This window comes from Streptococcus sp. SN3 (assembly GCF_030439905.1).
The window spans coordinates 75,251-98,600 of sequence record NZ_JAQFJF010000007.1 but is presented as its reverse complement, the minus strand read 5'-3'; the positions used below and the strand labels follow the sequence as shown (position 1 = coordinate 98,600).

19 protein-coding genes are annotated in these 23,350 nt (G+C 39.7%); all 19 read left to right on the top strand.

Features of this window, described 5'->3' with window-relative positions; genetic code table 11:
- Positions 1-57: 57 nt before the first annotated feature.
- The 19 genes from PCY71_RS11950 to PCY71_RS11860 all read left to right on the top strand — a co-directional run bounded on the left by PCY71_RS11950 (position 58) and on the right by PCY71_RS11860 (position 23,185).
- Positions 58-1,011 carry a class I SAM-dependent methyltransferase gene (locus PCY71_RS11950; protein WP_301412692.1) on the top strand — a complete coding sequence of 318 codons (954 nt, stop codon included), beginning with the start codon at positions 58-60 and terminating at the stop codon, positions 1,009-1,011.
- A 46-nt stretch (positions 1,012-1,057) separates the two neighbouring features.
- Positions 1,058-2,257 carry an acetate kinase gene (locus PCY71_RS11945; RefSeq protein WP_003070781.1) on the top strand — a complete coding sequence of 400 codons (1,200 nt, stop codon included), beginning with the start codon at positions 1,058-1,060 and terminating at the stop codon, positions 2,255-2,257.
- A gap of 390 nt (positions 2,258-2,647) precedes the next feature.
- Entirely contained in the window at positions 2,648-4,462 is a 1,815-nt protein-coding gene (gene glmS / locus PCY71_RS11940; protein ID WP_301412691.1) for a glutamine--fructose-6-phosphate transaminase (isomerizing), read from the top strand.
- A 418-nt stretch (positions 4,463-4,880) separates the two neighbouring features.
- Positions 4,881-7,010, top strand: coding sequence for an ATP-dependent Clp protease ATP-binding subunit (locus PCY71_RS11935; RefSeq protein ID WP_301412690.1), 2,130 nt, complete (start codon positions 4,881-4,883; stop codon positions 7,008-7,010).
- Between the two features lie 166 nt (positions 7,011-7,176).
- A complete protein-coding gene (locus tag PCY71_RS11930; RefSeq protein WP_003070775.1) occupies positions 7,177-8,634 on the top strand; it encodes a PTS ascorbate transporter subunit IIC in 1,458 nt (485 codons plus the stop codon).
- A 30-nt stretch (positions 8,635-8,664) separates the two neighbouring features.
- On the top strand, positions 8,665-8,946 hold the full coding sequence (locus PCY71_RS11925; protein WP_003032305.1) for a PTS sugar transporter subunit IIB: 282 nt from the start codon (positions 8,665-8,667) through the stop codon (positions 8,944-8,946).
- A gap of 186 nt (positions 8,947-9,132) precedes the next feature.
- Positions 9,133-9,618, top strand: coding sequence for a PTS sugar transporter subunit IIA (locus PCY71_RS11920; RefSeq protein WP_003032306.1), 486 nt, complete (start codon positions 9,133-9,135; stop codon positions 9,616-9,618).
- Between the two features lie 47 nt (positions 9,619-9,665).
- Positions 9,666-10,331: a 3-keto-L-gulonate-6-phosphate decarboxylase UlaD gene (locus tag PCY71_RS11915; RefSeq protein WP_003032302.1), complete on the top strand. Its 666-nt coding sequence runs from the start codon at positions 9,666-9,668 to the stop codon at positions 10,329-10,331.
- Between the two features lie 3 nt (positions 10,332-10,334).
- Complete coding sequence (locus PCY71_RS11910; protein ID WP_048800658.1) at positions 10,335-11,195, top strand: L-ribulose-5-phosphate 3-epimerase; 861 nt, start codon at positions 10,335-10,337, stop codon at positions 11,193-11,195.
- A 2-nt stretch (positions 11,196-11,197) separates the two neighbouring features.
- Positions 11,198-11,899, top strand: a complete 702-nt coding sequence (locus PCY71_RS11905; RefSeq protein ID WP_037598160.1) for an L-ribulose-5-phosphate 4-epimerase — start codon at positions 11,198-11,200, stop codon at positions 11,897-11,899.
- 207 nt (positions 11,900-12,106) lie between these two features.
- Positions 12,107-13,777, top strand: a complete 1,671-nt coding sequence (locus tag PCY71_RS11900; RefSeq protein ID WP_301412701.1) for a transcription antiterminator — start codon at positions 12,107-12,109, stop codon at positions 13,775-13,777.
- Between the two features lie 161 nt (positions 13,778-13,938).
- Positions 13,939-15,030, top strand: a complete 1,092-nt coding sequence (gene ulaG / locus PCY71_RS11895) for an L-ascorbate 6-phosphate lactonase (RefSeq protein ID WP_037598157.1) — start codon at positions 13,939-13,941, stop codon at positions 15,028-15,030.
- A 141-nt stretch (positions 15,031-15,171) separates the two neighbouring features.
- On the top strand, positions 15,172-17,148 hold the full coding sequence (gene tkt / locus PCY71_RS11890; RefSeq protein ID WP_301412689.1) for a transketolase: 1,977 nt from the start codon (positions 15,172-15,174) through the stop codon (positions 17,146-17,148).
- A 92-nt stretch (positions 17,149-17,240) separates the two neighbouring features.
- Positions 17,241-17,729, top strand: a complete 489-nt coding sequence (locus tag PCY71_RS11885) for a prolyl-tRNA synthetase associated domain-containing protein (protein ID WP_003070763.1) — start codon at positions 17,241-17,243, stop codon at positions 17,727-17,729.
- Between the two features lie 103 nt (positions 17,730-17,832).
- Positions 17,833-18,168 carry a preprotein translocase subunit YajC gene (gene yajC, locus PCY71_RS11880; protein ID WP_003070761.1) on the top strand — a complete coding sequence of 112 codons (336 nt, stop codon included), beginning with the start codon at positions 17,833-17,835 and terminating at the stop codon, positions 18,166-18,168.
- Positions 18,169-18,302: 134 nt separating this feature from the next.
- Positions 18,303-19,052 (top strand): isoprenyl transferase, encoded by a 750-nt coding sequence (locus PCY71_RS11875; RefSeq protein WP_003070760.1) that lies wholly within the window; start codon positions 18,303-18,305, stop codon positions 19,050-19,052.
- 8 nt (positions 19,053-19,060) lie between these two features.
- The gene (locus tag PCY71_RS11870; RefSeq protein ID WP_048800662.1) at positions 19,061-19,864 is read left to right on the top strand and encodes a phosphatidate cytidylyltransferase; all 804 of its coding nucleotides are present in this window, start codon (positions 19,061-19,063) and stop codon (positions 19,862-19,864) included.
- Positions 19,865-20,016: 152 nt separating this feature from the next.
- Positions 20,017-21,288, top strand: a complete 1,272-nt coding sequence (locus tag PCY71_RS11865) for an RIP metalloprotease (protein WP_039677622.1) — start codon at positions 20,017-20,019, stop codon at positions 21,286-21,288.
- A gap of 37 nt (positions 21,289-21,325) precedes the next feature.
- Positions 21,326-23,185 (top strand): proline--tRNA ligase, encoded by a 1,860-nt coding sequence (locus PCY71_RS11860; RefSeq protein ID WP_006269987.1) that lies wholly within the window; start codon positions 21,326-21,328, stop codon positions 23,183-23,185.
- Positions 23,186-23,350 lie beyond the last annotated feature (165 nt).

Below are 23,350 nucleotides of genomic sequence, written 5' to 3'. Positions count from 1 at the left end.
TGAGGACTCGCTCGCAAAAAGAGATAAATTTTGGTATGATAGGGAGCGGAGGATGCTATGAATTTTGAAAAAATAGAACAGGCTTATTCGCTTTTGTTAGAAAATGTCCAGGAGCTCCAAAACACTCTTTTGACGAATTTGTATGATGCTTTGGTCGAGCAAAATGGGGTTTATCTGGATGGAAATACAGAGCTAGCTATTGTCAAAAAAAATAATGAAACACTTAAATCTTTGGAATTAGGTAAAGAAGAATGGCGACGAGCATACCAATTTTTGCTGATGAAAGCGGCTCAAACAGAGCCTCTGCAAGCTAATCATCAATTTACTCCGGATTCTATCGGGTTTATCCTAACTTTTCTCATTGATCAATTAAGTAAAAAAGGATGTATTGATGTGCTGGAAATTGGTAGCGGAATGGGGAATTTAGCAGAGACCATTCTCAATAATACAAAGAAAAATGTGGATTATCTAGGACTGGAATTGGACGATCTGCTAATTGATATATCAGCCAGTATCGCAGATGTGATGGATGCAAAAGTTAGTTTTGTGCAAGGTGATGCAGTGCGCCCGCAAGTATTGAAAGAAAGCGATGTGATTATCAGTGATTTACCAGTTGGCTTTTATCCTGATGATAACATTGCGACGCGCTATGAAGTGGCTAGTAGACAGGAGCATACTTATGCTCATCATTTGTTAATGGAACAATCGCTCAAGTATCTCAAATCGGATGGTTATGCTATTTTCCTTGCACCAAATGATTTATTGACTAGCACACAAAGTGATTTATTAAAAAATTGGTTGCAGAAGCATGCACAAATAGTTGCAATGATTGCGTTACCAGAGTCTCTTTTTGGAAATGCAGCATACGCTAAAACAATTTTTGTACTGAAAAAGCAAGATGAACAAGCTGTCCAACCATTTGTTTATGCTTTATCTGATTTGCAGAATCAAGCGGATTTATTGACATTTAGCGAAAAGTTTCAAAATTGGAGCCAAGAAAGTGAAATTTAAACAAGTTTTTGATATAATAAATGAAAACGCTTAAAAGAGGTAATTTATGTCAAAAACAATTTCAATCAATGCCGGAAGTTCTAGTCTAAAATGGCAATTATACGAAATGCCAGCTGAAAAGGTCATCGCTAAGGGGTTAATTGAGCGAATTGGTCTCAAAGATTCCATTTCAACGGTCAAATTTGATGGTCGTGCGGAGAAACAAATTTTAGATATTGATGACCACACACAAGCTGTTAAAATTTTGTTAGATGATCTAATGCGCTTTGATATTATTAAAGCCTATGATGAAATCACAGGTGTCGGTCATCGTGTCGTTGCAGGTGGTGAATATTTTAAAGAATCTGCACTTGTGGATAGCGAAGAAGTGATTCAAAAAGTAGAAGAATTAGCGCTTCTTGCACCACTTCATAACAAAGCAAATGCAGCAGGAATTCGTGCATTTAAAGAATTGTTGCCAGACATTACAAGTGTCGTTGTGTTTGATACGTCATTTCATACAACAATGCCTGAAAAAGCTTACCGTTATCCATTGCCAACTAAATATTATACTGAAAACAAAGTGCGTAAATATGGTGCGCATGGAACAAGTCATCAGTATGTTGCCAAGGAAGCCGCTAAAGTGCTTGGCAAGCCGCTTGAAGATCTGAAACTAATTACTTGCCATATTGGGAATGGTGCTTCTATTACAGCAGTCAAAGGTGGTCAATCTGTTGACACTTCAATGGGCTTTACTCCACTAGGTGGCGTGATGATGGGAACTCGCACAGGGGATATTGATCCAGCGATTATTCCTTATCTGATGGAGCATACAGAAGATTTGAATACGCCGGAAGATATTAATCGTATTTTAAATCGTGAGTCAGGTCTCTTAGGGGTATCTGAGAAATCCAGCGACATGCGTGATATTCATGCCGCTATGCGCGCTGGTGATGCCAAAGCACAGTTGGCGAATGACATCTTTGTTGATCGTATTCAAAAATATATTGGTCAGTATCTGGCTGTTTTAAATGGAGCAGACGCCATTATCTTTACCGCTGGAATTGGTGAGAATTCTGTGACGATTCGTCGATTAGTTATTGAGGGAATTTCTTGGTTTGGTTGTGAACTTGACCCAGAAAAGAATGTTTTTGGTAACTATGGAGATATTTCAATGCCAGATTCCAAGGTTCGAGTGCTGGTTATTCCAACGGATGAAGAATTGGTTATTGCTCGTGATGTTGAACGATTTAAAAATCAAAAATGAAATGTTAAAAGATTGAACCTAGAGCAATCATATGGAAGAAAAGGCTGGTTTTATCCAGTCTTTTTGTTTCTGGTTATGAAGTAGCGGATTATTTAGATCATAGATTGAATGTTCAATAGACTATGCCAAAAGTATACTTTGATGTTGTAAAGAAAACGTTTAGAGCAGATTACTTTTTTGTTTATAGAAGACAACTAAATTTGCTTTTGAAGTCTCTTGGTTGCACCGCCTTTCTTTTTTGAACTATACCAATTTTATTGTTGACAAATTCACAATAAAATTATATACTGACTTAGCTTGTTTTGTATAGCTATTATTAGACTATACCAATTTAAAAAATCAAAGAAGGAGATGGCAGACTTCTGAAAGTCGTTTGCTAGAAATAATAGTATGTGTGGAATTGTCGGAGTAGTTGGGAATCGGAATGCAACAGATATTTTAATGCAGGGTCTAGAAAAATTAGAATACCGGGGATATGATTCAGCGGGAATTTTTGTGACAAATGGGAAAACATCTAGCTTAGTCAAATCAGTTGGTCGTATTGCCGACCTTCGTTCAAAAATCGGGATTGATGTAGCTGGAACGGCTGGTATTGGGCATACACGTTGGGCAACGCACGGAAAACCAAGTGAAAGCAATGCGCATCCGCATACGTCTCAAACTGGACGCTTTGTTTTAGTGCATAATGGTGTTATCGAAAATTACCTAGATATTAAGAATACGTATCTTGCTGAACATGATTTGAAGGGTCAGACAGATACAGAAATTGCGGTTCACTTGATTGGAAAATTTGTTGAAGAGGACGGGCTCTCAGTACTAGATGCTTTTAAAAAAGCGCTCCACATCATTGAAGGTTCCTATGCTTTTGCTTTAATGGATGCAGAGGATGCAGACGTGATCTATGTGGCGAAAAATAAATCACCGCTCTTAATTGGCCTGGGAGAAGGCTACAATATGGTCTGTTCGGATGCTATGGCGATGATTCGTGAAACCAGCGAATACATGGAAATTCATGATAAAGAACTGGTAATTGTGACCGCTGACAGCGTAGAAGTGCAGGACTATGACGGGAATCCAATTGAGCGCGATAGTTATACTGCGGAACTTGATTTATCAGATATTGGCAAAGGCACTTATCCTTACTATATGCTCAAAGAAATTGATGAGCAACCGACCGTGATGCGTAAGCTGATTCAGGCATATACAGATGATAATGATCAAGTAGTTGTCGATCCAGCTATTATCAAAGCTGTTCAAGAAGCTGATCGGTTGTATATTTTAGCGGCTGGAACTTCTTATCATGCTGGATTTGCAACCAAGCGGATGCTAGAAGAATTGACGGACACACCTGTGGAATTAGGGATTTCTTCAGAATGGGGCTACAGATGGCCATTACTGAGCAAGAAACCAATGTTTATCCTGATTAGCCAATCTGGTGAGACGGCTGATAGCCGTCAGGTCTTGGTCAAAGCCAATGCTATGGGGATTCCAAGTTTGACGGTGACCAATGTACCGGGTTCAACTTTGTCTCGTGAAGCGACTCACACGATGTTGCTGCATGCTGGACCAGAAATTGCTGTTGCTTCAACTAAGGCTTATACGGCACAGATTGCGACTCTGGCTTTTCTAGCAAAAGCAGTTGGAGATGCCAACGGCAATGAAAAAGCAAAGCAATTTGATTTAGTACACGAATTATCCATTGTAGCGCAAGCCATTGAGGCTACGCTATCTGAAAAAGACAGTATTGACGAAAAAGTACATGAGTTACTCGCGACAACACGCAATGCTTTCTATATCGGTCGAGGACAAGACTATTATGTTGCTATGGAAGCCAGCCTAAAATTAAAAGAAATTTCCTATATCCAGTGTGAAGGATTTGCTGCTGGAGAGTTAAAACATGGAACGATTTCTTTGATTGAAGACGGTACGCCAGTAATAACCTTGATTTCTTCCGATGAGCAATTGGCCAGTCATACTCGCGGCAATGTATCAGAAGTTGTGGCGCGTGGTGCAAATGTTTTGACCGTTGTAGAAGAAAATGTAGCAAAAGAAGGGGACGATATTGTTTTAATGTCTGTTCATCCATATCTGTCACCAATTTCTATGGTCGTGCCGACACAGTTGATTGCTTATTTTGCAACTTTGCATCGCGGTTTAGATGTAGATAAACCACGAAACCTTGCTAAATCTGTTACAGTAGAATAAAAAGAAGAATCATCGAGTAAAGTACTTGGTGATTTTTTGTAGCATTGATATAAAGTAAAAAAGTTAATTTTGGTGAAATTGTGGAAAATGAAATTAGAAAAACTATTGTTAAGATTATAGTTCAAAATATAAAAAATTATGTAATTTTTTACGAAAATCTATTGACTTTTTGTGTGTAACAAGATATAATTACAATTGTAAACGGAAAGAGACGAAGTCCGTTACACTCACCAAAACAAGATGAATTTCTAGAGGTATTTTGCTAAAAGAATTTCATCTCTATTTTGGGAGAGAGCAAAAATTATGTAAACTATTAAACTGCCTTTTATAAATATAAATCCAAAAGATAGAGTTGCTCACTTTGTCTTATATTTTAAGCAGTTTCAAAAATTATGTAAAACATAAGCGAGGTGCAGATATGAACAATAACTATAACAACTTTGATAATATGGATGATCTTTTCAATCAATTGATGGGAAGAATGGGCGGTTTTAACAGTGAAAATCGGCGTTATCTTATCAATGGACGTGAAGTGACACCGGAAGAATTTGCACAATATCGTGCAACAGGTAAATTACCGAAGCAAGTAGCGGAAGGTCAGACATCACAAATGCAGGGGCAAGCAGGTGGACTCAAACAAGATGGTATTTTAGCAAAGTTAGGGCGTAATTTGACAGAAGAAGCGCGTCAAGATATGTTAGATCCTGTTATTGGACGCAATAAGGAAATTCAAGAAACGGCTGAAATCCTTTCTCGGCGGACGAAAAATAATCCAGTACTAGTTGGAGATGCTGGGGTTGGTAAGACCGCAGTTGTCGAAGGTTTAGCACAAGCGATCGTTAATGGGGATGTTCCTGCAGCCATTAAGAATAAAGAGATTGTTTCTATTGATATTTCTGGTTTAGAAGCAGGTACACAGTATCGTGGTAGTTTTGAAGAAAATATTCAAAATTTAGTATCTGAAGTGAAAGAGGCCGGCAATATCATTCTCTTCTTTGATGAAATTCATCAAATTCTCGGCGCTGGAAGCACAGGCGGTGATAGTGGATCAAAAGGTCTAGCAGATATTTTGAAACCGGCTTTATCTCGTGGTGAACTGACAGTTATCGGTGCGACGACTCAGGATGAATACCGAAATACCATTTTGAAGAATGCAGCTTTAGCTCGTCGTTTCAATGAAGTAAAAGTCAATGCTCCATCTGCAGAAGATACTTACAAGATTTTGCAAGGAATTCGTGATTTATACGAAAAACACCACAATGTCATCTTGCCAGATGAAGTGTTAAAAGCTGCCGTGGACTTCTCTATTCAATATATTCCACAACGCAGCTTGCCAGATAAAGCGATTGACCTAGTGGATGTGACAGCGGCTCATTTAGCAGCTCAACATCCTGTTACAGATGTGCATACAGTGGAACGTGAAATTGCAGAGCAAAAGAAAAAGCAAGAAGCTGCTGTTGAAAAAGAAGACTTTGAAACTGCTTTGAATGCCAAGATGCGTATTGAAGAGCTAGAAAAAAAGATTGAAAATCATACGGAAGACATGAAGGTGACTGCAACTGTCAATGATGTAGCAGAATCTGTAGAACGTATGACGGGCATTCCTGTTTCCCAAATGGGGACTAGTGATATTGAACGGTTGAAAGAGATGAATGCGCGATTGAAGACAAAAGTCATTGGACAAAACGAAGCAGTTGAAGCAGTGGCGCGCGCTATTCGTCGGAATCGTGCAGGTTTTGATGAAGGAAATCGTCCGATTGGTAGCTTCCTCTTTGTCGGCCCAACTGGTGTTGGAAAAACAGAGCTAGCGAAGCAATTAGCGCTTGATATGTTTGGTACTAAAGAAGCCATTATCCGTTTGGACATGTCTGAATACTCTGACCGCACAGCTGTGTCGAAGTTGATTGGTACAACAGCTGGTTATGTGGGGTATGATGACAATAGTAACACGTTGACAGAACGTGTTCGTCGGAATCCTTACTCTATCATCTTGCTGGACGAAATTGAAAAAGCCGATCCACAAGTCATCACATTGTTACTACAAGTTTTGGATGATGGTCGTTTGACAGATGGGCAAGGAAATACTGTCAACTTTAAGAATACAGTTATTATTGCTACATCAAATGCTGGATTTGGGTATGAAAGCTTTACTGGTGATGAGGAAAAGGATAGGAAGATTATGGATCGCTTAAAACCATACTTCCGCCCAGAATTCTTGAATCGCTTCAATGCAGTCATTGAATTCTCTCATCTTGGTAAAGAGGATTTAGCTGAAATCGTCGACTTGATGTTGGATGAAGTCAACCAAACACTTGCCAAGAAAGACATCACGTTAACAGTAACAGATGCAGCCAAACATTATCTAGCAGAAGAGGGATATGATGAAGTTATGGGTGTTCGTCCGCTTCGTCGTGTGATTGAGCAACAAATCCGTGATAAGGTAACAGACTATCATCTTGATCATTTAGATGCGAAACATCTTCTTGCAGATTTGAAAGATGATGAATTAGTTATCGAAGAAGCGAAAGAGTATCAAACTAAAAAATAAACAGAAGGGTAACGCCGGAGCGGATTTCCGGCGTTTTTAAGTGTGCTTAATTTTCAGGTCCAAGAGTGAACAGTTGCTTGTGTAATTCTTGGTCTTTTTGTTACCGCTTACATCTTTTATAATAGACTTAGAAAGAACAAATAAAATAGAAAAAAGGAGAGTTAAAATGAACATCATTTTAAACATTCTGAACTGGTTCTCGCAAAATATTTTGCAGAATCCAGCCTTCTTTGTAGGTCTTTTGGTTCTCATTGGCTATGCGTTATTGAAAAAACCAGCGCATGATGTCTATGCTGGTTTCATCAAAGCGACAGTTGGTTATATGCTGTTGAACGTTGGGGCTGGAGGTTTGGTAACAACTTTCCGTCCGATTTTAGCGGCTCTGAACTTTAAGTTTAAGATTGGTGCAGCGGTAATTGACCCTTACTTTGGATTGACAGCGGCAAATACAAAGATTGCAGAAGAATTTCCAAACTTTGTCGGAGCAGCAACAACGGCGCTGTTGATTGGTTTTGGTGTCAATATCCTGCTCGTTGCTCTTCGGAAAATTACGAAAGTACGGACGCTGTTCATTACAGGTCATATCATGGTTCAACAAGCAGCGACTGTTTCATTGATGGTTCTTCTCCTTGTTCCTCAATTGCGTAATAGCTGGGGCGTGCTGGCAATCGGTGTCATCTGTGGACTTTACTGGGCAGTCAGCTCCAATATGACAGTAGAAGCAACACAACGTTTAACTGGTGGCGGTGGTTTTGCGATTGGTCACCAACAACAATTTGCGATTTGGTTTGTGGATAAAGTTGCAGACAAATTTGGCAAGAAAGAAGAAAATCTTGACAATTTGAAGTTGCCAAAATTCTTGTCTATTTTCCATGATACAGTGGTTGCTTCGGCGACGTTGATGTTGGTTTTCTTTGGAGCTATTCTCTTAATTTTGGGCCCCGATATCATGTCCAATGCAAAAGTCATTACATCAGGTACAGTTTACAACCCTGCTAAGCAAGATTTTTACATGTATATCATTCAAACAGCCTTTACTTTCTCAGTTTATCTCTTTGTCTTGATGCAAGGGGTGCGGATGTTTGTAGCAGAATTGACGAATGCCTTCCAAGGTATCTCTAACAAATTGCTTCCTGGTTCATTCCCAGCTGTGGACGTTGCAGCTTCTTATGGTTTTGGTTCACCAAATGCGGTGCTTTCAGGATTTGCTTTTGGCTTAATTGGTCAATTGATTACCATTATGCTCTTAATTATCTTTAAGAATCCAATTCTCATTATCACTGGTTTCGTTCCAGTATTCTTTGATAATGCAGCGATTGCAGTTTATGCGGATAAGCGTGGTGGCTGGAAAGCGGCGGTTATCCTGTCCTTTATTTCAGGTGTATTGCAAGTAGCGCTTGGTGCTCTCTGTGTGGCACTTCTCGGTCTGGCTTCTTACGGTGGTTACCATGGAAATATTGACTTTGAATTCCCTTGGCTTGGTTTTGGTTATCTTTTCAAATATCTTGGCATTGTAGGTTACATTCTTGTTTGTGTATTCTTGCTGATTATTCCGCAACTACAATTTGCCAAAGCAAAAGACAAGGAAGCCTACTATCGTGGTGATGTTCAAGCAGAAGAATAAAAATAGATTTAAATATTGGAGGAAAATAATATGGTTAAGGTATTAACAGCGTGCGGAAATGGCATGGGCTCATCTATGGTGATTAAGATGAAAGTAGAAAATGCTCTGCGAAAATTAGGACAAACAGATTTTACCGTCAATTCTTGTAGTGTTGGAGAAGCAAAAAGCCTTGCTTCTGGTTATGATATTGTCATTGCTTCTCTTCATTTGATTCATGAATTGGATGGACGGACAAATGGTAAATTGATTGGTCTGGATAATCTGATGGATGACAAAGAAATTACTGAAAAATTGTCTCAGGTACTAGAGTGATGAGGACGACTGACCTTGTCATAAGATTGATACAATAGGAAAGGATGAGGGGCTTAGAGCAAACGCTCTAGCCTCATTCACTTAACAAGAATAGAACTTGGACGAAAATGTTAGAACGGATAGGAAGCGGTAGTTTCTTTAGAAAAGGACTTTTTCTTATTCTTATAACTGATGAAAGGAAACATGATGAACCTAAAGCAAGCATTGATTGAAAACAACTCCATTCGTTTAGGTCTTTCTGCTTCAACTTGGCAAGAAGCGGTCAAACTTGCTGTTGACCCTTTGATTGAAAGTGGAGCTGTTAAGCCTGAATATTATGATGCTATCATCGAATCCACAGAAGGATATGGTCCTTACTATATTTTGATGCCCGGTATGGCTATGCCGCATGCACGACCAGAAGCTGGTGTTCAAAGAGATGCTTTCTCTTTGGTGACGTTGAAAGAGCCTGTAACTTTCTCGGACGGAAAAGGCGTGAGTGTTTTGTTAGCTCTTGCAGCAACGAGTTCAAAAATTCATACGAGTGTTGCAATTCCACAAATCATTGCTCTTTTTGAATTGGAAAATTCTATTGATCGTTTGTTAGCTTGTCAAACAGAAGCAGAAGTTCTAGCTTTGATTGATGAGTCAAAAAATAGTCCTTATTTAGAAGGATTGGATTTAGATAGTTAGTAAATGGTTGTGTTTCAATATATTAGAAAATAGAAAGTGAGAAAATGATGTCAAAACATATTCCAAATTTACAAGTTGCACTGGATCATTCCGATTTGCAAGGAGCTATTAAAGCAGCTGTCTCGGTGGGTCATGAAGTAGATGTTATTGAAGCAGGAACGGTTTGCCTCTTGCAAGTCGGCAGTGAGTTGGTAGAAGTGCTGCGTAGTTTATTTCCTGATAAAATCATCGTAGCTGATACTAAATGTGCTGACGCTGGTGGGACAGTTGCTAAAAATAATGCCGTACGCGGTGCGGATTGGATGACTTGCATTTGTTGTGCGACGATTCCAACCATGAAAGCAGCCCTGAAAGCTATACAAGAAGAACGCGGTGAACGCGGTGAAATTCAGATTGAGCTCTACGGTGATTGGACTTATGAGCAAGCTCAGACTTGGTTGGATGCTGGTATCTCGCAAGCCATTTATCACCAATCACGCGATGCCCTTCTTGCCGGCGAAACTTGGGGTGAAAAAGATCTCAATAAAGTTAAGAAATTGATTGAAATGGGTTTCCGTGTGTCTGTGACAGGTGGTTTGAATGTGGATACTCTCAAACTCTTTGAAGGAGTGGATGTCTTTACCTTTATTGCTGGACGCGGAATAACAGAAGCTGAAAATCCAGCAGCAGCAGCGCGTGCTTTCAAAGACGAAATCAAGCGAATCTGGGGGTAAGTCATGGCACGTCCGATTGGAATTTATGAAAAGGCGACACCGAAGCATTTTTCTTGGCAAGAACGGTTAGAATTTGCCAAAGAAATGGGCTTTGATTTTGTGGAAATGTCGGTTGATGAGTCAGATGCTCGGCTGGCACGTCTCACTTGGTCCAAAAAAGAACGTCTAGAGCTTGTCAAAGCCATCTATGATACTGGTGTGCGGATTCCCAGCATATGCTTTAGCGGTCATCGGCGTTATCCATTAGGCTCAAACAATCCTGAACTAGAAGCCAAATCGCTTGAAACGATGAAACAATGTATCGAATTAGCACAGGATTTAGGCGTGCGGGTCATTCAATTAGCCGGCTATGATGTTTATTATGAAGAAAAATCACCTGAAACACGCGTTCGTTTCTTAAAAAATCTGCGACGAGCATGTGATTGGGCTGAGCAGGCGCAGGTCATGCTGGCGATTGAAATTATGGATGACCCATTTATCAACAGCATTGAAAAATATCTGGCTGTGGCGAAAGAAATCAATTCGCCTTATCTCTTTGTCTATCCAGATACAGGTAATGTTTCTGCTTGGCATAATGACCTTTGGAGTGAATTTTACCTTGGTCATCAGGCAATTGCTGCGCTGCACTTAAAAGATACCTATGCCGTGACGGAGCATTCTAAAGGGCAATTTCGAGATGTACCTTTTGGCAAAGGTTGTGTCAACTGGGAAGAAATGTTTGCCGTTTTGAAAAAAACCAACTACCAAGGACCGTTTTTGATTGAAATGTGGTCTGAAAATTGTGAAACGGTGGAAGAAACCAAAGCAGCTATCAAAGAAGCGCAGGATTTCCTTTATCCACTCATTGAGAAAGCAGGGTTATGAGAATGTTAGTACCAGAATTACGAGAACGTGTTTATAAAGCCAATATGGAGCTTCCAGAGCACGGATTAGTGAAGTTTACTTGGGGAAATGTTTCGGCGATTGACCGCGAGAAAGGTTTGATTGCCATCAAACCTTCTGGTGTGGCGTATGAAAATCTATCTCCAGAAAATATGGTTGTGACAGATTTGGATGGCAATATTGTCGAAGGTGATCTCAATCCGTCATCAGATTTGCCGACGCATGTTGAGTTGTATAAAGCATTCCTAGAGGTTGGCGGCATTGTCCATACGCACTCGACAGAAGGTGTGGCTTGGGCTCAAGCAGGACGTGATATTCCTTGTTATGGCACGACGCATGCTGACACTTTCTACGGTGCTATTCCTTGCGCTCGTGCTTTGACAACTGAAGAAATCAATGGCGAGTATGAAAAAGAAACTGGTAAAGTCATTGTTGAAGAATTTGCCAAGCGTAGCTTAGATCCACTCGCAGTAGCAGGTGTAACCGTCCGCAACCACGGACCATTTGCTTGGGGGAAGGATGAAAAGTCTGCTGTTTATAATGCAGTCGTACTTGAAGAAGCTGCTCGCATGGCACGCTATACGGAAGCTATCAATCCAACTGTTGCAGAAGTACCGCAAGAGCTCAAAGATAAGCATTACCTGCGGAAACATGGCAAGAATGCTTACTACGGACAGAAAAAGTAAGAACGACGATAAGAAACCTATCAAGGGGTGGAACGATTACTATGATTCAGAGTGTCATGGTTGGCAGTTCCACACCCTGCTTTTCTCATTCTGCTTCCGCAACAAACTCAAAGATAACCAAAATAACAGATGGACTCGTTTCAATCTCGTAGGAAGATGTGTGAAAAGATGTTATAATAATTTACAGTCCCTTTCAAGGAGTAAATGATGATACTATTGGACCAGACAAGCTGTGACTTACTAAGATACCTCATTCAGCTGAAAGAGCCAGAAACGATTATGACGATTTCACGGGCAACCAATCAATCGCGGAGGAAGATTTATTATCATTTGGAAAAAATCAATGACGCTTTGGCAGAGGTTGGTGAAATGATTAGCAATCGTCCGAGGGTAGGGATTGTCTTAACTGCACAGCAAAAAGAATTATGCCAATCCTTGCTGGAAGGAGTCGATTCTTATAGTTATGTCATGAGCATGACCGAGCGCATGCAGTTGACTGTTCTGTATATTTGTGTTGCAAACAAGCGTGTCACCATTGAAAAACTGATGGAATTGACCGAGGTGTCTCGGAATACCGTTCTCAATGATTTGAATGAAATCCGCAATCAGTTAGCTTCAGAGCAGTATCAAGTCAACCTGACATCCACAAAAGCGCAAGGATATCTTTTGAAATGTCATCCACTCAATAAAATCCAATATGTACATTCTCTCTTGTATCACATTTTTGCAGAGGGAAATCATAGTTTTGTTACGATTTTAACAAAGAAGATAAAGAATTTTGTTGGTGATGAGATTCTTCTGTCGGATGATTTACAAGACTTTCTTAACCAAAGGGTACAAGATGTAGAGCAAGACTTAGGTAAGAAAATCAATCGCCATGAAATCAAATTTATGTTGCAAGTCTTGCCATATCTTCTGTTGAGTTGTCGAAATATGGCTTTAAGTGAGGAAGAACAGGAAGATTTGAAGCGTGAGTTTACCTTGATTCGCAAGCGGATTGAGTATCAAGCAGCTAAACATTTGAATAACAATTTAGGGGCGACATTTGGCTTGAAATTAAATGATATTGAGATTTCACTCTTAACTGTTCTTTTGCTTTCTTACCGGAAAGATCGGGATATTCATGCAACCAGTCAAGATTTTGTCCAATTAAAAGAAGCGATTGATGAGTTTATCTGGCGTTTTGAAGTTAGTTCACACTTTGAAATTGAAAATAAAGAAGATTTGTTGCGAAATTTATTGATGCATTGCAAAGCTCTACTATTTCGTAAAACCTACGGCATTCTGTCTAAAAATCCATTGACACGACAGATCAAGGAAAAATATGCAGATTTGTTTGCAGTCACTAAGTCTTGTTCTGTGATTTTAGAGGAAGCTTGGCTTATTTCATTAACCGATGATGAAGTTGCTTACCTTGCCTTGCACATGGGTGGATTCTTAAAACATAATCGTGCTGAAAAACAAGATGCCAAACGGATTTATTTAGTCTGTGATGAAGGAGTAGCTGTGCAGAAATTGCTACTCAAACAGTGCTTGTATCATTTACCAAATGAAAATTTAAGTGCTGTTTTTACGACAGAACAATTCAAAAGCGTCGAAGACATTTTAGATGTGGATTTATTAATTACGACAAATGACGGCTTGGAAACCACTCTGCCAACGATCCAGGTTCAGCCCATTTTGGATTACGAGGACGTATTGAATATTACTTCTTTTGTCAAAGATCAAGCTCTTTCGACTAAAGGAGTACGATTTAGTCAAGAGTTAGAGCACCTTTTAGCGTCTTACATCAAAGATTCAGCTCGGACACAAGAACTGAAAAATAAAATTCAAAAACTTGTAAACGAAGAATTATTATCAACTTCAACGGAAGAATGAAAGAATGGATGACTAGCTAGGGATAGAATTCCCGGCTTTTTTAGGTACTAAAAATAGTCCAATCTTGAACACAGCCTTGTGTTTTATTTGGTCTTTTTTTCTCTCTTAGAGCAGCTTATACTAAAGATAGAAATATAACATTATCTTGAGGAGGAACGATCATGCCAAACGTAAACGAAATTACTCGGGAATCTTGGATTTTAAGTACTTTCCCAGAATGGGGCACTTGGCTTAACGAAGAAATTGAAGCAGAAGTAGTGCCTGAAGGTAACTTTGCTATGTGGTGGTTAGGGAATTGTGGTGTTTGGATTAAGACGCCAGGCGGAGCTAATGTGGTCATGGATCTTTGGTCTAACCGCGGAAAATCAACTAAAAAGGTCAAAGATATGGTGCGGGGACATCAAATGGCAAATATGGCAGGCGTACGTAAATTGCAGCCAAATCTGCGTGTGCAGCCAATGGTGATTGATCCATTTATGATTAATGAGTTGGACTATTATCTGGTATCGCATTTTCACAGTGACCATATTGATATCAATACTGCAGCAGCGATTGTCAACAATCCGAAATTGAATCATGTTAAATTTGTCGGACCTTATGAATGTGGCGAAATCTGGAAAAAATGGGGTGTCCCAGAAGAACGTATCATCGTGATTAAACCCGGCGAAAGTTTTGAGTTTAAAGATATTAAAGTATCAGCTGTGGAATCTTTCGACCGAACTTGCTTGGTAACACTTCCAGTTGATGGTGCTGATGCCCAAGATGGTGAACTGAAAGGTCTGCCTGTAACAGATGAAGAAATGGCGCGTAAAGCAGTCAATTATATTTTTGAAACGCCAGGTGGTACAATTTATCATGGTGCAGATTCGCACTTCTCAAATTATTTTGCCAAACACGGAAAAGATTTCAAGATTGATGTGGCTATTAATAACTATGGTGATAACCCAATCGGTATTCAAGATAAGATGACTTCGATTGATTTGCTTCGTATGGCTGAAAACCTTCGTGCCAAAGTTATTATTCCAGTTCATTATGATATTTGGTCTAACTTCATGGCTTCAACGGACGAGATTTTAGCCTTGTGGAAGATGCGTAAAGAGCGCCTTCAATATCAATTCCATCCATTCATCTGGGAAGTCGGTGGTAAATATACCTATCCGCAAGACAAAGACAGGATTGAATATCATCACCCACGTGGCTTTGATGATTGCTTTGAGCATGATTCAAACATTCAATTTAAAGCTTTACTATAAAAAAATTAAGTGGGAATTATCCGTATACATTGCGATATGCGGATAATTTTCATATAATAGAGGATGGAATGTTATCGTTTTCCAAATGATTAATAGCTTATCTTTGTTGAAGATAAGTGCTTATACAAAAAGGAGAATTCAATGTCAAATTTATCTGTCAATGCCATTCGTTTTTTAGGAATTGATGCCATTGAAAAATCAAAATCTGGTCACCCAGGTGTTGTCATGGGCGCAGCTCCGATGGCTTATGACTTGTTTACCAAGCAAATGCGCATCAATCCAGAAGTGCCAAATTGGATCAATCGCGATCGTTTTGTTTTATCAGCTGGTCACGGCTCTATGTTACTCTATGCCCTTCTCCATTTGTCTGGTTTTAAAGATGTCACAATGGAAGAAATCAAGAACTTCCGTCAATGGGGTTCTAAAACGCCTGGGCATCCCGAATTTGGACATACTGCTGGTGTAGATGCGACAACTGGTCCACTTGGTCAAGGAATTTCTATGGCAACTGGTTTTGCACAAGCAGAACGTTTTTTAGCAGCAAAATACAATCGTGAAGGCTATAATATCTTTGACCACTATACGTATGTTATCTGTGGTGATGGGGATTTGATGGAAGGTGTATCTAGCGAAGCGGCTTCTTACGCTGGTCTGCAAAAATTAGATAAACTCATCGTTCTCTATGATTCCAATGACATCAATTTGGATGGAGAAACCAAGGATTCCTTTACAGAAAGCGTTCGGGCACGTTATGATGCTTATGGTTGGCATACTGCTTTGGTTAAAGATGGGACAGACTTAGAAGCAATCAATGCAGCGATTGAAGCTGCAAAAGTTTCTGGCAAACCTTCCTTAATTGAAGTGAAAACAGTGATTGGTTATGGTTCGCCAAATAAACAGGGAACTAATGCCGTTCATGGAGCTCCTCTTGGTGCAGAAGAAGTAGCCGCTACTCGTAAAGCTCTTACTTGGGATTACGAACCGTTTGAAATTCCTGAAGAAGTCTACGAAGATTATCGGGTCAATGTTGCCGAACGTGGGAAAGCTGCTTATGATGCTTGGGTAAAACTTGTTGAAGCATACAAACAAGCCTATCCTGACTTAGCTGATGAAGTAGCTGCTGTTATTGCGGGACAAGATCCAGTTGAGATCAAGCCAGAAGATTTCCCAGTAGTAGAAACAGGTTTCTCGCAAGCTACTCGTAATTCTAGTCAAGATGCTTTGAATGCAGCAGCTAAAGTTCTTCCAACTTTCCTTGGCGGATCTGCTGACCTAGCTCATTCTAATATGACTTATATCAAAGAAGATGGCTTGCAAGATGATGCCCACCGCCTTAACCGCAACATTCAATTCGGTGTCCGTGAATTTGCTATGGGAACTATTTTAAATGGTATGGCACTTCACGGAGGGCTTCGTGTTTACGGTGGTACATTCTTTGTTTTCTCAGATTATGTTAAAGCAGCCGTTCGTTTGTCAGCTCTTCAAGGTTTACCGGTGACCTATGTCTTTACCCATGATTCGATTGCAGTCGGTGAAGATGGACCTACTCATGAACCAATTGAGCATTTAGCTGGACTTCGTGCTATTCCGAATCTCACTGTTTTCCGTCCAGCAGATGCGCGTGAAACACAGGCGGCTTGGTACTTGGCGCTGAAGAGTCAAACAACTCCAACAGCTTTGGTTCTCACACGTCAAAACTTGACTGTTGAAGCTGGAACTGACTTTAACAAGGTAGCAAAAGGCGCTTATGTGGTGTATGAAACAGTAGGTGGTTTTGATACAATTCTTCTTGCATCTGGTTCTGAAGTCAACTTAGCTGTTGCAGCTGCAAAAGAGTTGGAAGCACAAGGGGAAAAAGTTCGCGTTGTCAGTGTACCATCAACAGACATCTTTGATGCACAAGACGTTGCTTACAAAGAAGAAATTCTACCAAATGCAGTCCGCCGCCGTGTTGCCATTGAAATGGCTGCAACCCAATCTTGGTACAAATATGTTGGACTTGACGGTTCTGTTATCGGTATTGATAAATTCGGTGCTTCTGCTCCAGCAGCTAAAGTAATGAAAGAGTACGGTTTCACAGTTGAACATATCGTTGAGGTTGTGAAAAACTTGAAATAAAATCTCGAAAATCGAGGTGAGATTGCCTCGATTTTTTGTTTGTGAAAGTGGTATAATAAAAGCAGGAAACCTCTTACATAAGGAGTGGATAAATGACAAACGAAGAAAAGATTTATCAAGTATTGGATGATTTGCATATTGCTTATGAGCGTCTAGATCATGAACCAATTTCTTCAGTGATTGAAGCGGCTGAAAAAGGAATTGTTTTGCCAGGACAGCAGGTGAAAAATCTCGTGTTGAAAAGTAAAAAAGGACGACAATTTTATTTAGTCATTTTGCGCGACGAGAAAAGAGCAAACATTAAACATTTGGCAGAAGTCTTAGATGAAAAACGGTTATCTTTTGCTAATGACAAGGAACTAGAGGAGCTTTTGCAAGTAGAGCCAGGTGCAGTCACACCTTTTGGGCTGCTTTTTGATAAGGAAAAGAAAGTTCAGCTTATTGTGGACGAGGAAGTCGATCCTAGTTTAACCGTTGGTTTTCATCCATTTGTAAATAGTACCACGCTCAACATTGCTTATAGCGATTTTCTTCGTTTGTTGGAAAAAACAGGTCATGAAGTAAAGAGAGTGAATTGCTAATCTCAGCTTTGAGATAGAGTTTTGTACAATCAATGGAACTGTCTTGTAAATCTCTTTAAAATCTGCTATAGTAGATAATATATGAAATCTAAAGGAGACTAAAATGGGTAACGGTTTTTCAATTTTAATTATGTTGGTTGTCATGATGGGCTTGATGTTCTTCATGCAACGTTCTCAAAAGAAACAAGCAGATAAACGGATGGAAAGCTTGAATAAATTACAAAAAGGATATGAAGTCATTACAATTGGTGGTTTGTATGGTACGGTTGATGAAGTCGATACTGAAAAGAAAACAGTTGTCCTTGATGTAGATGGTGTTTACTTGACGTTTGAATTAACTGCTATCAAAACTGTGTTGCCGCTGACAGAGGGAATCACAGCAGTTGCAGGAGCTGATGGAAGCGTTGAGATGTCAGAAGATTCAGCTATTGAAGAATAAAATAGCAACTACAATAATGCAGAACAGCCTTTCGGCTGTTTTGTTCGTTTAGGGACAAAAATAGAGGTCAATTGCGCATATCTATAGGATTTATGATATAATGAAATGTAAAACTTTGTTAGGAAAACAAGCAGATGTTTAGTTTTAAGAAAAAAGAAAAAATTGAAGTTCCATTACAGATACCAAAACATATCGGTATCATTATGGACGGGAATGGTCGTTGGGCTAAAAAGCGCATGCAGCCGCGTGTTTTTGGACATAAGTCCGGTATGGAAACATTGCAAAATGTTACGATTGCAGCCAAAGAATTGGGTGTTCAGGTGTTAACAGTTTATGCGTTTTCTACAGAAAATTGGTCTCGTCCTCAAAAAGAAGTCAGTTTTATCATGAATTTGCCTGTTGAATTTTATGATCGTTATGTGCCTGAGTTGCATCGAAATAATGTCAAAATTCAAATGATTGGAGATACAGAACGTTTGCCTAAGGCAACTTATGAGGCACTTTGCAAGGCGGAAGAATTGACGCGGCTCAATACAGGCTTAATCCTTAATTTTGCTTTGAATTATGGTGGTCGTGCTGAAATTGTTCAGGCTGTTAAAATGATTGCTCAAGATGTGTTAGATGCTAAATTCAGTCCGGGAGAGATTAATGAAGAAATGATTGCCAACTACTTACAAACCAGCAATCTACCTCGCTTGTTGCGTGATCCGGATTTGATTATTCGGACAAGTGGTGAAGTGCGTTTAAGTAATTTTTTGCCTTGGCAAAGTGCATATAGCGAGCTGTATTTTACAGATATTTTATGGCCAGATTTTAATGAAAAAGCATTGAAAGCAGCTATTGAGGAATATAGTAAACGAAATCGTCGATTTGGCGGTGTGTAGGAGAATTTATGGATAAAGATTTACAAAGACGTGTGATTTTTGGAGGCATAGCACTTGCTATCTTCATTCCGATTTTGATGATGGGAGGGCCTCTTCTGCAAATTGGTATGGGACTTTTAGCTATGCTAGGTGTTCATGAATTGCTACAAATGAAAGGACTTAGGACAACCACTTTAGAGGGTATTTTAGCCATGTTGGCTGCTTTTGTGCTGACTATTCCACTCGAAAATTATTTGAAATTTTTGCCGGTAGATGGAAACGTGGTGGCTTATAGTTTAGTTGTTTTTATATTGTTGGGCTCAACTGTTTTAGGGAAACATTACAGTTTTGAAGATGCCGCTTATCCGATTGCTGCTAGTTTTTATGTAGGGATTGGTTTCAATGCCTTGCTAGATGCGCGTATAGCTGGTTTTGATAAAGTACTACTGGCTCTGTTTATTGTCTGGGCAACTGATAGCGGAGCTTATTTGGTCGGGCGAAGATATGGTGTGCATCGTTTAGCTCCTCATGTTTCTCCAAATAAAACCGTAGAAGGTAGTCTGGGAGGGATTGTTTCAGCAGTCCTAGTGACATTCATTTTTATGTTGTTTGATAAAAATGTTGCTGCACCTCATCACCTCCCCATCATGCTTCTTTTTGCTGTATTCTTTAGTATTGCTGGTCAATTTGGAGATTTGGTAGAAAGTGCGATTAAACGCCATTTTGGAGTCAAAGATTCAGGTAAATTTATCCCAGGTCATGGTGGTGTTTTGGATCGTTTTGACAGTATGTTGTTCGTCTTTCCCTTGATGCATTTCTTTGGATTATTCTAATGAGAAAGCCGAAAAGAATTTCCAGAAATGGAAATTTTCTTTTGCGAGATGTATAATGTAAGCAAAACTTAAGCAAAATGGAGTATCCTTGTTTTGCTATAAAATAAAATGAAGGAAAATCATTACTATGAGAACGTAGAAAGGTTGGTGTAATGCAGTCAGGTATTATAGGAATTATCACCTTTATCATTATTTTTGGAATTATTGTTGTCGTTCATGAATTTGGACATTTCTATTTTGCGAAAAAATCAGGCATTTTGGTACGCGAGTTTTCCATTGGAATGGGTCCAAAAATTTTTGCTCATATTGGCAAAGATGGAACAGCATATACTATTCGGATGTTACCGCTAGGTGGCTATGTTCGTATGGCAGGCTGGGGTGATGACGCAACAGAGATTAAGACGGGAACACCTGCTAGTTTGACTTTAAATGAAGCAGGAAAGGTTATCCGAATCAATCTTTCGGGCAAGAAAATCGACCAGACGGCTTTGCCCATGAATGTGACAGGCTTTGATTTGGAAGATAAGCTTGAAATCACTGGTTTGGTACTAGATGAGCAAAAAACGTATGCGGTTGACCATGACGCAACAATCGTAGAAGAAGACGGTACAGAAGTGAGGATTGCACCGCTTGATGTGCAGTATCAAAATGCCAGCCTTGGCGGTCGCCTCATTACCAACTTTGCTGGTCCGATGAACAACTTCATTTTGGGAATTGTAGCTTTTCTGCTGTTGATTTTCATGCAGGGAGGTGTTGCAGACCAGCATACAAATCATGTTCGTGTCTTACAGGGGGGCGCCTTAGCTCAGGCTGGTGTAAAAAACAACGACCAAATTTTAAAAGTTGGTCAAGCAGAAATCAAGAATTGGTCGGATTTGACCCAAGCTGTTCAGTCTGAGACGAAAAACAGTAAAGGGCAGTCAGAACTAAATGTGACTGTTAAAAGCGGAAATAAAGTTCAAGAGCTGACAGTTAAGCCTAAAAAAGAGCAAGGTAGATATTTATTAGGAGTGATGCCGGGCTTGAAATCGGATTTTCCGTCTATGATTGCGGGCGGATTTAGCATGGCTTGGAACGCTAGCTTCCGCATCTTTGATGCTTTAAAAAATTTAATTTTCCATCCAGACATCAATAAACTGGGCGGTCCTGTGGCGATTTACAAAGCCAGCAGTGAAGCAGCTAAAGGTGGAATTGAAAGTGTTATCGCTTTATTAGCTATGCTCTCTCTGAATATCGGCATTTTTAATCTCATTCCTATCCCGGCGCTTGACGGTGGAAAAATTGTGCTCAATCTGCTTGAAGCCATTCGTCGTAAACCATTAAAGCAGGAAACAGAAACCTATGTCACGTTGGCAGGTGTCGCTGTTATGGTACTCCTAATGATTGCGGTGACCTGGAATGATATTATGAGAACCTTCTTTTAAAAGGTGAATTCTAAATAATAAATAAAAGGAAGAATTTATGAAACAAAGTAAAATGTTAATCCCAACACTGCGGGAAATGCCTAGTGATGCGCAAGTCATTAGTCATGCCTTGATGTTGCGGGCTGGTTATGTCCGTCAAATATCAGCAGGTGTTTATTCTTATTTGCCCTTAGCAAATCGTGTGATTGAAAAAGCAAAAAAAATCATGCGGGAAGAATTTGAGAAAATTGGTGCAGTCGAAATGCTGGCTCCAGCACTTCTTAGTGCCGATCTTTGGCGTGAATCTGGTCGTTATGAAACTTACGGTGAAGATCTCTATAAATTAAAAAATCGTGAAGGTTCAGATTTTATCTTGGGGCCAACTCACGAAGAAACATTCACCGCAATTGTACGGGATTCTGTCAAGTCTTATAAACAGCTCCCGCTCAATCTATATCAAATCCAAGCCAAATATCGTGATGAAAAACGTCCTAGGAATGGTCTTTTGCGGACACGTGAATTTATCATGAAAGATGGTTATAGCTTCCATGCCAATTACGATAGCCTAGACGTGACTTATGATGAATACAAGACGGCTTATGAAAATATTTTTACTCGTAGTGAGATTGAATTTAAAGGTATTATCGGTGACGGTGGTGCCATGGGTGGAAAGGATAGTCAAGAATTTATGGCCATTACACCTGAACGGACAGACCTCAGCCGTTGGGTTGTCTTGGACAAGTCAGTCGCTAGCTTTGATGAAATTCCAGCTGATGTGCAAGAAGCCATTAAAGCTGAATTGACAAGTTGGTTGGTGTCTGGTGAAGATACTGTTGTGTATTCAAGCGAGTCAAGCTATGCTGCAAATTTGGAAATGGCAACAAATGAATACAAACCAAGCAATCGTGTCGTGGCAGAAGAGGAATTGACTCGTATAGAGACTCCAGATTGCAAGTCAATTGATGAAGTCGCTGCTTTTCTTCATGTTGATGAAAGCCAAACAATTAAAACGTTGGTTTATATTGCTGATGAAAAACCGATTGTAGCGCTTCTTGTTGGGAATGATCAACTGAATGAAGTCAAGCTGAAAAATTATCTAGGTGCTGATTTTTTTGAACCAGCAAGTGAAGAAGAAGTTCGTGAATTATTTGGAGCCAACTTTGGTTCTCTTGGACCTGTTCATCTTCCAGAAGATGTTCAAATTATCGCTGATCGCAAAGTTCAAGATATGCGCAATGCAGTAATTGGTGCCAATGAAGATGGTTATCATTTGACCGGTGTCAATCCGGGCCGCGATTTCACAGCAGAATATGTGGATATTCGCGAGGTGCGTGAAGGAGAAATTTCACCAGATGGACAGGGTATCTTGAAATTTGCACGTGGCATTGAAATTGGACATATTTTTAAATTAGGAACTCGTTATTCAGAAAGTATGAATGCGGCTGTTTTAGATGAAAATGGTCGTGCAGTTCCTGTTGTAATGGGCTGCTATGGTATTGGTGTCAGCCGTCTCTTATCAGCTGTTATGGAGCAACACGCACGTCTCTTCGTCAATAAAACACCAAAAGGAGACTATCGCTATGCTTGGGGAATCAATTTCCCGAAAGAATTAGCACCGTTTGATGTGCATCTAATCCCTGTAAATGTCAAAGATGAAGAAGCTCTTGCTTTGACAGAACAACTAGAGGCAGAACTAGTCAAGGCTGGTTATGAAGTCTTAACAGATGACCGCAATGAGCGTGCTGGTGTGAAATTCAGCGATAGTGACTTGATTGGGCTACCAATCCGTGTGACTATCGGGAAAAAAGCTGCAGATGGAATCGTTGAAGTTAAAATCAAAGCAACTGGCGATACTATTGAAGTCAATGGAGAAAATCTTCTTGAAACTCTTGAAATTTTAGTGAAGAAAAATGATTAAATAGGTCCGAAACAAGAACTAAATTATAATTCAAAAAATAGGCACAATCTTAATTTGACTTATAGTCCTAAAGAGATTGTTTCTATTTTTATTTTTTGAATGAACACTTTGTTTCAATTTATTAAAAAAACTGTTGTGGGATAAAGATGGACTGTTAAGAAAATT

What these genes read in the sequence shown, in the direction of transcription:
- PCY71_RS11950 (WP_301412692.1), top strand. Translation starts at nt 58, where the DNA reads ATGAATTTTGAAAAAATAGAACAGGCTTATTCGCTTTTGTTAGAAAAT.
- PCY71_RS11945 (WP_003070781.1), top strand. Translation starts at nt 1,058, where the DNA reads ATGTCAAAAACAATTTCAATCAATGCCGGAAGTTCTAGTCTAAAATGG.
- glmS (WP_301412691.1), top strand. Translation starts at nt 2,648, where the DNA reads ATGTGTGGAATTGTCGGAGTAGTTGGGAATCGGAATGCAACAGATATT.
- PCY71_RS11935 (WP_301412690.1), top strand. Translation starts at nt 4,881, where the DNA reads ATGAACAATAACTATAACAACTTTGATAATATGGATGATCTTTTCAAT.
- PCY71_RS11930 (WP_003070775.1), top strand. Translation starts at nt 7,177, where the DNA reads ATGAACATCATTTTAAACATTCTGAACTGGTTCTCGCAAAATATTTTG.
- PCY71_RS11925 (WP_003032305.1), top strand. Translation starts at nt 8,665, where the DNA reads ATGGTTAAGGTATTAACAGCGTGCGGAAATGGCATGGGCTCATCTATG.
- PCY71_RS11920 (WP_003032306.1), top strand. Translation starts at nt 9,133, where the DNA reads ATGAACCTAAAGCAAGCATTGATTGAAAACAACTCCATTCGTTTAGGT.
- PCY71_RS11915 (WP_003032302.1), top strand. Translation starts at nt 9,666, where the DNA reads ATGTCAAAACATATTCCAAATTTACAAGTTGCACTGGATCATTCCGAT.
- PCY71_RS11910 (WP_048800658.1), top strand. Translation starts at nt 10,335, where the DNA reads ATGGCACGTCCGATTGGAATTTATGAAAAGGCGACACCGAAGCATTTT.
- PCY71_RS11905 (WP_037598160.1), top strand. Translation starts at nt 11,198, where the DNA reads ATGTTAGTACCAGAATTACGAGAACGTGTTTATAAAGCCAATATGGAG.
- PCY71_RS11900 (WP_301412701.1), top strand. Translation starts at nt 12,107, where the DNA reads ATGATACTATTGGACCAGACAAGCTGTGACTTACTAAGATACCTCATT.
- ulaG (WP_037598157.1), top strand. Translation starts at nt 13,939, where the DNA reads ATGCCAAACGTAAACGAAATTACTCGGGAATCTTGGATTTTAAGTACT.
- tkt (WP_301412689.1), top strand. Translation starts at nt 15,172, where the DNA reads ATGTCAAATTTATCTGTCAATGCCATTCGTTTTTTAGGAATTGATGCC.
- PCY71_RS11885 (WP_003070763.1), top strand. Translation starts at nt 17,241, where the DNA reads ATGACAAACGAAGAAAAGATTTATCAAGTATTGGATGATTTGCATATT.
- yajC (WP_003070761.1), top strand. Translation starts at nt 17,833, where the DNA reads ATGGGTAACGGTTTTTCAATTTTAATTATGTTGGTTGTCATGATGGGC.
- PCY71_RS11875 (WP_003070760.1), top strand. Translation starts at nt 18,303, where the DNA reads ATGTTTAGTTTTAAGAAAAAAGAAAAAATTGAAGTTCCATTACAGATA.
- PCY71_RS11870 (WP_048800662.1), top strand. Translation starts at nt 19,061, where the DNA reads ATGGATAAAGATTTACAAAGACGTGTGATTTTTGGAGGCATAGCACTT.
- PCY71_RS11865 (WP_039677622.1), top strand. Translation starts at nt 20,017, where the DNA reads ATGCAGTCAGGTATTATAGGAATTATCACCTTTATCATTATTTTTGGA.
- PCY71_RS11860 (WP_006269987.1), top strand. Translation starts at nt 21,326, where the DNA reads ATGAAACAAAGTAAAATGTTAATCCCAACACTGCGGGAAATGCCTAGT.